The organism is Paenibacillus tianmuensis (assembly GCF_900100345.1).
GTDB classification, from domain to species: Bacteria; Bacillota; Bacilli; order Paenibacillales; family NBRC-103111; genus Paenibacillus_G; species Paenibacillus_G tianmuensis.
In genome coordinates, this window is sequence record NZ_FMTT01000003.1 from 104,175 (window position 1) to 112,810 (window position 8,636).

At 47.4% G+C, this 8,636-nt stretch carries 6 protein-coding genes and 1 pseudogene; 3 read left to right on the plus strand and 4 right to left on the minus strand.

What is annotated here, in order from left to right:
* Positions 1 to 29 precede the first annotated feature (29 nt).
* From BLO51_RS03255 to BLO51_RS03270, 4 genes and pseudogenes are all read right to left on the minus strand, one after another.
* Entirely contained in the window at positions 30 to 1,124 is a 1,095-nt protein-coding gene (locus tag BLO51_RS03255; RefSeq protein WP_090666802.1) for a GerAB/ArcD/ProY family transporter, read from the minus strand.
* A 19-nt stretch (positions 1,125 to 1,143) separates the two neighbouring features.
* Positions 1,144 to 2,406 (minus strand): Ger(x)C family spore germination protein, encoded by a 1,263-nt coding sequence (locus BLO51_RS03260; RefSeq protein WP_090666804.1) that lies wholly within the window; start codon positions 2,404 to 2,406, stop codon positions 1,144 to 1,146.
* A complete protein-coding gene (locus tag BLO51_RS03265) occupies positions 2,321 to 3,850 on the minus strand; it encodes a spore germination protein (protein WP_167670096.1) in 1,530 nt (509 codons plus the stop codon). The genes BLO51_RS03260 and BLO51_RS03265 overlap by 86 nt, the downstream gene beginning before the upstream one ends.
* A 221-nt stretch (positions 3,851 to 4,071) precedes the next feature.
* Positions 4,072 to 4,614, minus strand: a pseudogene (locus tag BLO51_RS03270) (transposase family protein); the annotation flags it as partial.
* A gap of 370 nt (positions 4,615 to 4,984) precedes the next feature.
* On the opposite strand from BLO51_RS03270, the gene BLO51_RS03275 reads away from it, so the two are divergent.
* The 3 genes from BLO51_RS03275 to BLO51_RS03285 all read left to right on the plus strand — a co-directional run bounded on the left by BLO51_RS03275 (position 4,985) and on the right by BLO51_RS03285 (position 8,346).
* A complete protein-coding gene (locus BLO51_RS03275) occupies positions 4,985 to 6,460 on the plus strand; it encodes an amidase family protein (RefSeq protein WP_090666808.1) in 1,476 nt (491 codons plus the stop codon).
* Between the two features lie 259 nt (positions 6,461 to 6,719).
* Positions 6,720 to 7,622 carry an RNA polymerase sigma factor SigJ gene (gene sigJ / locus BLO51_RS03280; protein ID WP_090666810.1) on the plus strand — a complete coding sequence of 301 codons (903 nt, stop codon included), beginning with the start codon at positions 6,720 to 6,722 and terminating at the stop codon, positions 7,620 to 7,622.
* An 82-nt stretch (positions 7,623 to 7,704) separates the two neighbouring features.
* Positions 7,705 to 8,346, plus strand: coding sequence for an NAD(P)H-dependent oxidoreductase (locus BLO51_RS03285; RefSeq protein WP_090666812.1), 642 nt, complete (start codon positions 7,705 to 7,707; stop codon positions 8,344 to 8,346).
* The last annotated feature ends 290 nt before the right edge of the window (positions 8,347 to 8,636 follow it).

Genomic DNA, 8,636 nt, shown 5'->3' on the forward strand with positions numbered 1-8,636 from the left:
TCAATGAGAGCCACCCCGGTCTTATCAATTTAAGCGCTTGAACGTTTTTTTCGTCTCTTGACAAGTGCTGTTAGGAACAGCATAAGGGGGATAGCGATACTGAACACCGGTAATAAAAACGGCGCAGCGACCTTTTGAGGGAACGTAACCCCCACCTGCACTGAGTTTCGCGGCAATATCGCAATCACAAGCACGGGCAAAGCTATGAAGGCAATTACCTTCCTCCAGTTGGTGATATGAAAAAGCTGTGCCGCGCTGTAGCTAGCAAGAAACAGGTAAAGACTGATTTTTATGAACATACTGGAAATCCAGATAGCAATGACTACGGCGTCGATATTTTCAATAAATCCAGCAATCGAAATATAGCGTATAAATCCATAGTAAGGATAAGAATAACTCATCCCCACGTTTGAGCCAAATACGATCAAGATGAGAAAACCCGCTACGAACGTAACGAAGCCGGATAGGCCGACACCCAGAACGACATGCTTTACGATCCGTTCAGGATCCGTCACGAACTTCGACAGCACCAGTATCGCGATGCAGTCCCCCAGAAACTCAGCGAGAGGCATAGAGCCCTGTATAAGGGACAGCACACTATTATCCGTTAAAACAGGCAGCAGCAGGTCCATTTTCACATGATTGAGACTTAGAAAAAGAGGAACCGATGTTCCGATGATAATGAATGGACAGACCAATTCACCTAGCCGGGCGATTGTGGGAATGCCCTTATAGACTGCGTATAGACATGCGATCAGCAACACCGAAACGCCGACCCATAGTGGAGTTCGATGTAAAATCGTAGTAGTCAGGAACGACATGGATGCATGTAAAATGATACCGCTGATAAGCAGCCAGTTACAGAGGTAGGCATATCCAATGAATCTCCCTCCCCATTTGCCAATAATTCTAGGAGAATATTCAATGACTGAAAGCCCCGGGTACCACGTACCTAGCTTTCCGCATAACCACGCGATCCCGACTCCTAGACCTACTGCCAGAATGAGAGAGAACCAAGCGTCTTGCTTCGCTAATTGCATGGCCGGACCAATTGTGAATATGACGTTCATGATGAGTTGCATGGAGATAATAAGCCAAAAGAGACTTCGGCTGGTAATTCTCATCAACACTTCCTCCAGTTTATCACTTTTTAGGATCCGTCAGTTGGATCAACGTAGAAAGACCCGCACGGCGAATTTTGCTATTGACGACCACTTTCGTCTCCACACTCGGGAACCGTTCATTCCAGTTCGCTTTCTCTCTTTTCCAGATACTTGGGTACCGACAATGGAAGGCATGACCGAATCCGATCGCATCCGCACGAGCCTCCGTTTGGAGATACTCGATCACGGATTCCACTTCTTTTTGGATTTCTTTATTAAAGGGTCCTTCTAGCTTCCTCAAGTTATCTTCCGCGGCGAAGAAATTGACGTTGGATGTATTTTGGTACACATCAGCTTCTACATCGATTCTCACCTCCATTGACCACTTATTCCCCGAAACCTGCGGTCTCAAACGAAATTTATGACGGATAATTTCCAGAGTGACTAGTTGGCCGTCTTTCCCGAACGGGACACCGACGATTCTACGCAAGAGATTTGGGCCCAACCATAAATTTCCTTTGGCTAGCTTCTTTTCCAAAGAGCCCGTAAGCTTCCGTTGCGAAATCACGGCTATTTTATCGGCTTCTTGCCAAATTCCTGTTTGCTTCAAATTTACATTGATTTTACGAGTATCCAGATATGGTAGGAAGAACGCCTTGGATTCGCCACTGATGCCTTGCATCACCTCGACCAATGTATTTGAGCGAAATTTAGCATCCTGGGCGAATGAAAGCAGCAAGCTGACAACATTCGGATCAGATAATTCATAAATCTTTTCTTTGGCGGAGCGTTCCGAGAGGAATAATCTCATCTGCTCACGGGTATCTAGATTGCGGAACAGAAAGTCAAGTTCATCAGAAATCCCCGCTTTCGCAAGTGTTTCCCCAAACAGGACGATCTTTGTCTCCGCCCAGAACAGCCTACGGGTGATTTTCTGCTGGATACTGCTGTAGGCTTCGGTTGCCGTTCGACCGGTACCAGTATAGCGGTAAATATTTCCTTGACGTCCTCCGCTACTACTTCCGCTTTGGCCACCGCTCTCACCTCCGCCTGCGCCGGGGACAAACCAGAGGATGCTAACCTCCTTGGTACCGTCGACGAGCTGATCGAATCCTACAGTAAGAATCATGCCGAGCTCGTTTGTTTCCTTGCGATCCCAACAGCCCGAAAGCAGAAGAGTAAGGAGCGTAAAATAAGCGGTTGTTCGCCATCCCCACTTAATTGCGTTTCGATTTTTTGTCTTGCGGAGTCGCATACACCGCTTCCTGATGCAGGTATGGCGAAGGTGCACGCAAAAACACATCCTTCCATTCCCGATAACGTATAGGGGCAATCGATTGAAGGTAGGGATGGCCGAACGAATGCAAGGCGCACAAGTGAGTGAGAATGAGCATCAGCCCGATCATTAGGCCCAAAAAGCCGAGCAAACCCGAAAGTATCATAATGGGAAAGCGCAGCAATCTTATCGCCGCCCCGGTCGCATACTGTGGCACCATGAAAGACGCGATTCCCGTAATCGCTACCACCATAACCATCGGCGCCGACACGAGTCCGGCTTGGATAGCTGCTTGACCGATGACGAGCGCTCCGACGATGCTGACCGCAGAGCCAATTTGCTTCGGAAGCCGCAGACCGGCTTCTCTCAAGGCTTCAAAAATGATCTCCATGATGAACGCTTCAAAAAAGGCTGGGAATGGGATCTCTTCTCGCGTAGAGGCGATCCTCATGAGCAGTGAGATCGGCACCATCTCCTGGTGATAGCTAATAACAGCTACATAAGTAGAAGGCGCGACCAAGGAAATTATGTAGAATAAATACCGCAGCCAGCGGATCGCCGTGCTTACAAGAAAGCGTTGGTTGTAATCCTCGGGCGATTGAAGGAAAGCGATATGTGTCGCTGGAACGAGCAGCGTGAACGGAGTACCGTCGACCAGAATTGCCACCCGGCCTTCGGATAACGCCGCAGAAACGACATCAGGGCGTTCCGTCGATTGCACTTGAGGGAATGGGGAGAACGGGTGGTCTTCAATCCACTCTTCGAGGCTGTTGCTCTCCGTAACTATATCCGTCCGGATGCGGTTAAGCCTTGACATCACCTCTTGCACCAACTCACGGTCGACGTTTCCCTCCACGTACATCACGTTGATTTGGGTTTGGCTCAAGCTGCCCAGCTTTAAAGAAAGCGTCTTGAGGCGGGGGGATTTTAACCTTCGACGAACGAGTAAGCGGTTCAGTCCGATAAGTTCGGTAAAACCTTCACGTGACCCGCGCACCACGGATTCTGCTTGCGGCTCTTCGATGGAGCGATGCTCCCATTTGGACAAGAAGAGAAGTAAGGCTTCCTCCATCCCGTTGCAACATAGAATGGCATTGCCTTCCGTTATTCCAGCGATGACATCTGACAGAAGTGCGACGCTGCGAAATTTAGGCGAAGTGAGCATCGACGAAATTTCGGTTAGCGTGCGAGGCGATTGGGTGACGTCAACCAGAGGGCTAAGCACATTCTGATTCAGCGTCTGGGTGTCGATTGCACCTTCAAAATAAATGATCACAGCCTGTATATCACCGATGAAAAAATCGTGAATAACTAGATCCTGACACTGGTCAAAGGCTTGACGCAGCGAAGCTATATTGGCCGCAAGGCTCTTATTTAGCAAAATGGAATCGGAAGATGAATCCGGATTATGCTTTGCTTGCGGTCGATTCTTTACAAAGAGCTTTTTAAGATGAGACCATTTGGATAACACTCTTTGCCACCCCTGTCCCGATTTTCCAAACCATGATCTTATTTTTCCAATTAGGATAAGATTATATGTACAGGACAGTGAAAAGTTTTTGTCGAAAAATTATGGCTCAACCTCAAAATCAGTGCTTGACTGCTAGCCCAACATCCGATGGCGGTTACATTCGATCAGAATGCCTGCTTTATAGCGACTGCGATTTCGTGTGAAGTAATGGCGGCGCTGAAAATCCCGGTGTTATACGCATGACCTTTCTTGATTGCAAAATCATCGACGTCTAAAACCAGATCAGTCGTTTCTTTGGCTTCTTCCCACACTTGCTCACAGACCCGCTCGTACTCAACCGGAACCGCCTCGTTATGAATGCGTTGTACGGTGCTGACTGGCGCTTGCTGCATGCGGGCGCTATGCGCTGCTGTAGAACCGAATGCTTGTTCAGCGGTATGGGACCGGAAAAGTCTGCTGTAGCGCTGCTTCGGTCCGACAAATTCGTACATCCATACAAACCCAGCTTTGCAGCGCGTACATAACAGGCGAGTGGACGGTACATGCAAATAGGTTTTCTTCTCAAACACGGACAGATGCCGGACGATCCGCATGTCATTGCTTCCCTTGCGAATGACGGCTTGATCCGATCCACAGCAGGGACAGCATTGTTTGTCGTCCAGTGGTACAGCTTCTATGTGAAGTTCATCAGCATTGATGGATAGAATTTGGTTTATCTTTAGCTCTGGCAAGTTGAGCATTTCATTGATATACTGGGTTTGCATCTGTTTATTCCTTTTTGTTGTTTGGTCGGACTTACAACATTACAGGATTAGCAGATGTTTTTCCATTTTTCTAGCCTCAGCTTAATTCGTCAAGAACTGATTTCGGTTTTGAGCCATTATTCTAATGAAATTATTGAGAATCCAGAACAATTCTGGAGAGAGATGCACTGATAGTCGATTTGTTATGCAATTTGACTAAAGGGTAGATTTCTATAGTTTCAACATTGACATTCGGGAAAGTAAAGCTCTATTGCAATGCCCAACCGATACTTTCTAATCTAATCGAAACTTTCCCTATACCCTTGGTAAGGCAGCATGTTACCATGTTACTGCTGTCTAAAAATTTACCAGCACCGGGGGTACTAAATATATGAGCATCAACTTGCAAGATTGGATTCAGGAAGCCGATTTGGTGAGCATGCGGAAGGCAATGACTACGGGTGAATGCACTTCCGAAGCCCTCGTTCTTGCATATATCGAACGCATTCATAGGTATAATCCTTTGATCAATGCCGTATTAGAGATCAATCCAGATGCGCTTGAAATCGCAAGGAGTCTTGACCTTGAGCGAAATACAACAGGTAGTAGGGGGCCGCTACACGGAATTCCAATCCTGCTCAAGGATAACATCGATACGCGCGACCGGATGCATACGAGCGCTGGTTCAATCGCATTGGCTGAGTCGTTTGCTCATGAAGATTCGTTCATAGTCACAAAGCTTCGTGCTGCCGGCGCAGTTCTTCTGGGTAAGGCAAATATGACCGAGTGGTCGAATTTTATGTCAAACCGTATGCCAGCTGGATACAGTTCCAGAGGCGGATATGTGTTGAATCCATATGGACCTAGCAAGCTCTTTGTCAGCGGGTCAAGTTCAGGATCGGCTGCAGCCGTAGCGGCGAACCTGACGGCAGCAGCGATCGGAACAGAAACCGCAGGTTCGATTATTGGGCCGGCCAGCCAACATTTTCTCGTCGGAATAAAGCCTACTGTAGGACTTGCGAGCCGCAGCGGCATTATTCCGATCTCCGCAAGTCAGGATACGCCAGGACCAATTTCCAAGACAGTCACTGACGCAGCGATTTTACTTGGGGCAATCGTCGGGATTGACGAAAACGATAAGGCAACTTGGGCTAGCCCGCATCGTATATTACGCGACTACACAACTTATCTCGACCGAGATTTTCTGCATAAAGCTCGTATCGGGATTCCCAGACAATACTATCGGTCGTTAGATGAAGAAAGACTTTCCATCATGGAATCCGCCATCAATGTTCTGCGTGAGCAAGGTGCTACAGTTGTCGATCCTGTGGACCTCCATATGGAACAGCACCCATGGAACAATGATGTTATCTGCTACGAATTCAAAACAGGCCTGAACCGCTATTTTTCGAAGTTGAATTCGGATATGCCCGTGCATTCTCTTCAAGATCTGATAGCTTATAATCAGAAACACGCTGCTTCCGCATTGAAGTTTGGCCAAGACAATCTGATTCGCTCGGAACAAAATGCGTTAAACGAGACAACCTATCAACTTAAACGTCAAGAATATAGTCAGCCGGCTGTAACGCAAGGGATTGACTATGTACTCGATCAACACGGCTTAGATGCATTAATGTTACCAGGTGACATTGATGGCATGTATATTGCTGCCCGGTTAGGGTATCCCCTTATTACGGTGCCTGCCGGTTATTCAGCCAAAGGAACAATTGATGCGGATGGCGATTCGACGCAGGGTCCATTTGGCGTTGTCTTTTCCGGGAAGGCTTTTAGTGAACCCACGCTAATCAGCATCGCCTATAGTTTTGAGCAGGCAACACGTTTCCGTCGTCCGCCAGATATGGGCTAAACTCCCTCAGAATAGCGGAACAGAACAACCAGATAGTTCTCAAATAGAATGTTGAATTTATCTTCAAAAAGGACTGAATAATAGGCAAGATCTTTGCATGTTCGCAAAGTGACCTTTTTTGCAATATTTATGAAAAACCCTTTAGTAAGATAAATTGCTGACAATAAAATTCTCAACTTATTTGAAACAATCGCTTACGAAATATCAAAGATTTTGGCTTCGGATTTCTCACCTATTATGCAGATGGGAATGGATAAAAATGCTCGATTACCATGCTCTTTATGAACAGTATCACCAGCTTCTTTTCTCCATCGCCTACCGGATGCTCGGATTGGCGCAGGACGCCGAAGATGTCGTCCAGGACGTGTTCGTTTCGCTGCAGCACCACAATTCCGGCGAAATCGCCAATATGAAAGCGTACCTGTGCAAACTTGTCACCAACCGCTGCCTGAACGAACTCAAATCGTCGCGCAAGGCGAAAACTACTTATATCGGCCCATGGCTGCCCGAACCAATCGTCACAGCGGCCGAAGGCAATCCCGCGGAAGCACTGGCCCTGAAGGATGACATCGCCTACGCATATCTGGTCGTCATGCAGCGGCTGACGTCGGCGGAACGGGCCGTTTTCGTACTGCGGGAAACACTCGGCTTCACATTCGAGGATATCGGCGAAATGATCGGCAAATCTGCTGTCAATTGCCGGCAACTGTTCAGTCGCGGCAAGCGCAAGCTGGACGTACAGAAGAACGACGCCGGCGTGCCGATAGCACCCCTGAATCCGGAAGCTGAGGCGCTCAGCACATCGTTCAGTGCCGCCTTTCGCGCCGGAGATATCGCCTCCATCGTCGAATTGCTGAGCGAAGACGCCATCTTGCTTTCAGACGGCGGCGGCAAAGTGAAAGCCGCTGTCAATCCGATTTATGGCCGGGACCGCGTCCGGGCTTTGCTGGCTTTTTCCATTTCTCGTTATCTCCAGAATGGCGTTATCCGGTCGGTTGTCGTCAACGGCCACAACAGCTTCATGGTGATGCATGGCGGCAAACCGTATGGCGTTTACGCACTGGCTTTCACTCCGGACGGTTCGGCCATTTCGCGTGTTTATGTCATGATGAATCCGGACAAATTGAATAGTGCGGCCCGCTTGCTTGAACTGCCATCCTGATTTTTTTGCGCATCGTTGTCACAGATTTGCTCATTCAATTGTCTTCGTTAATGTACAATCAAAAAAACAATGGAGGTCAGCTATGAAGGTATTCATCGTTTATGCTCACCCGGAACAAAACTCTTTCAATGCCGCAATGAAGAATCTGGCGGTGGAAACACTGACTGGAGCAGGGCATCAAGTACAGATTTCAGATTTGTACACAATGAAATTCAATCCCATTGCGGATTATTATGATTTTATGGAGCGAAAAAACAGCGAGTTTTTAAGTCTATCTGCAGAGCAAATGAATTCCTCGATTCATAAACGCTTTGCAGAAGAGATTCAGCAAGAACAAGACAAGGTGCTATGGGCGGACTTGATCTTGTTCCAATTTCCGGTATGGTGGTTTTCCATGCCTGCAATCATGAAGGGGTGGGTCGATCGGGTATTTGCCTATGGATTTGCCTATGGACATATTGACGGTGTTCCTCAAAACTTAAGCGGCCGAAAGGCAATATGTATCATGACCACGGGTGCTTCAGAAGAATCCTATTCCTTGAAAGGACAAAAGGGACCGATCAGAGATTGGATTAAACACATTGAAGTCGGCATGCTAGAGTATTCCCACATCAAAGTCTTGAATCCTTTTGTCGTCTACCAACCCGAATATATATCAAATGAGCAACGCATAAGTTATCTGGATCGGTATAAAAATTATCTGCTGGATCTTGAAGCGATGTGAGCTCGGTATAAGTACCCCTGTGCCGCAATTAATTTTTCCGTTCGTACGTAAGTAAAACGAAAAATGCAGCTCGTCCCTCGCTAGAGGGCGGGCTGCATTTTGTCTAGGAGCCTTGCAGTCCGGTAAACAGGCGAGGGTGCATCCTTACTTCCCATTCCCAACAACCCCAACAGCGAAGTGTCGCTGTTCTTTACAACAAACTTGAATGCAACCGGATACTATATAATTTTCAAACCTCTTACTTTATTGTCGATGATATTCACGTACATATAAATGTTTCTGGCGAAGGT

Bases quoted from the DNA above. Each gene is read 5' to 3' on its own strand.
- BLO51_RS03255 (WP_090666802.1), bottom strand. From the start codon at position 1,124: ATGAGAATTACCAGCCGAAGTCTCTTTTGGCTTATTATCTCCATGCAA.
- BLO51_RS03260 (WP_090666804.1), bottom strand. From the start codon at position 2,406: ATGTGTTTTTGCGTGCACCTTCGCCATACCTGCATCAGGAAGCGGTGT.
- BLO51_RS03275 (WP_090666808.1), top strand. From the start codon at position 4,985: ATGAGCATCAACTTGCAAGATTGGATTCAGGAAGCCGATTTGGTGAGC.
- sigJ (WP_090666810.1), top strand. From the start codon at position 6,720: ATGCTCGATTACCATGCTCTTTATGAACAGTATCACCAGCTTCTTTTC.
- BLO51_RS03285 (WP_090666812.1), top strand. From the start codon at position 7,705: ATGAAGGTATTCATCGTTTATGCTCACCCGGAACAAAACTCTTTCAAT.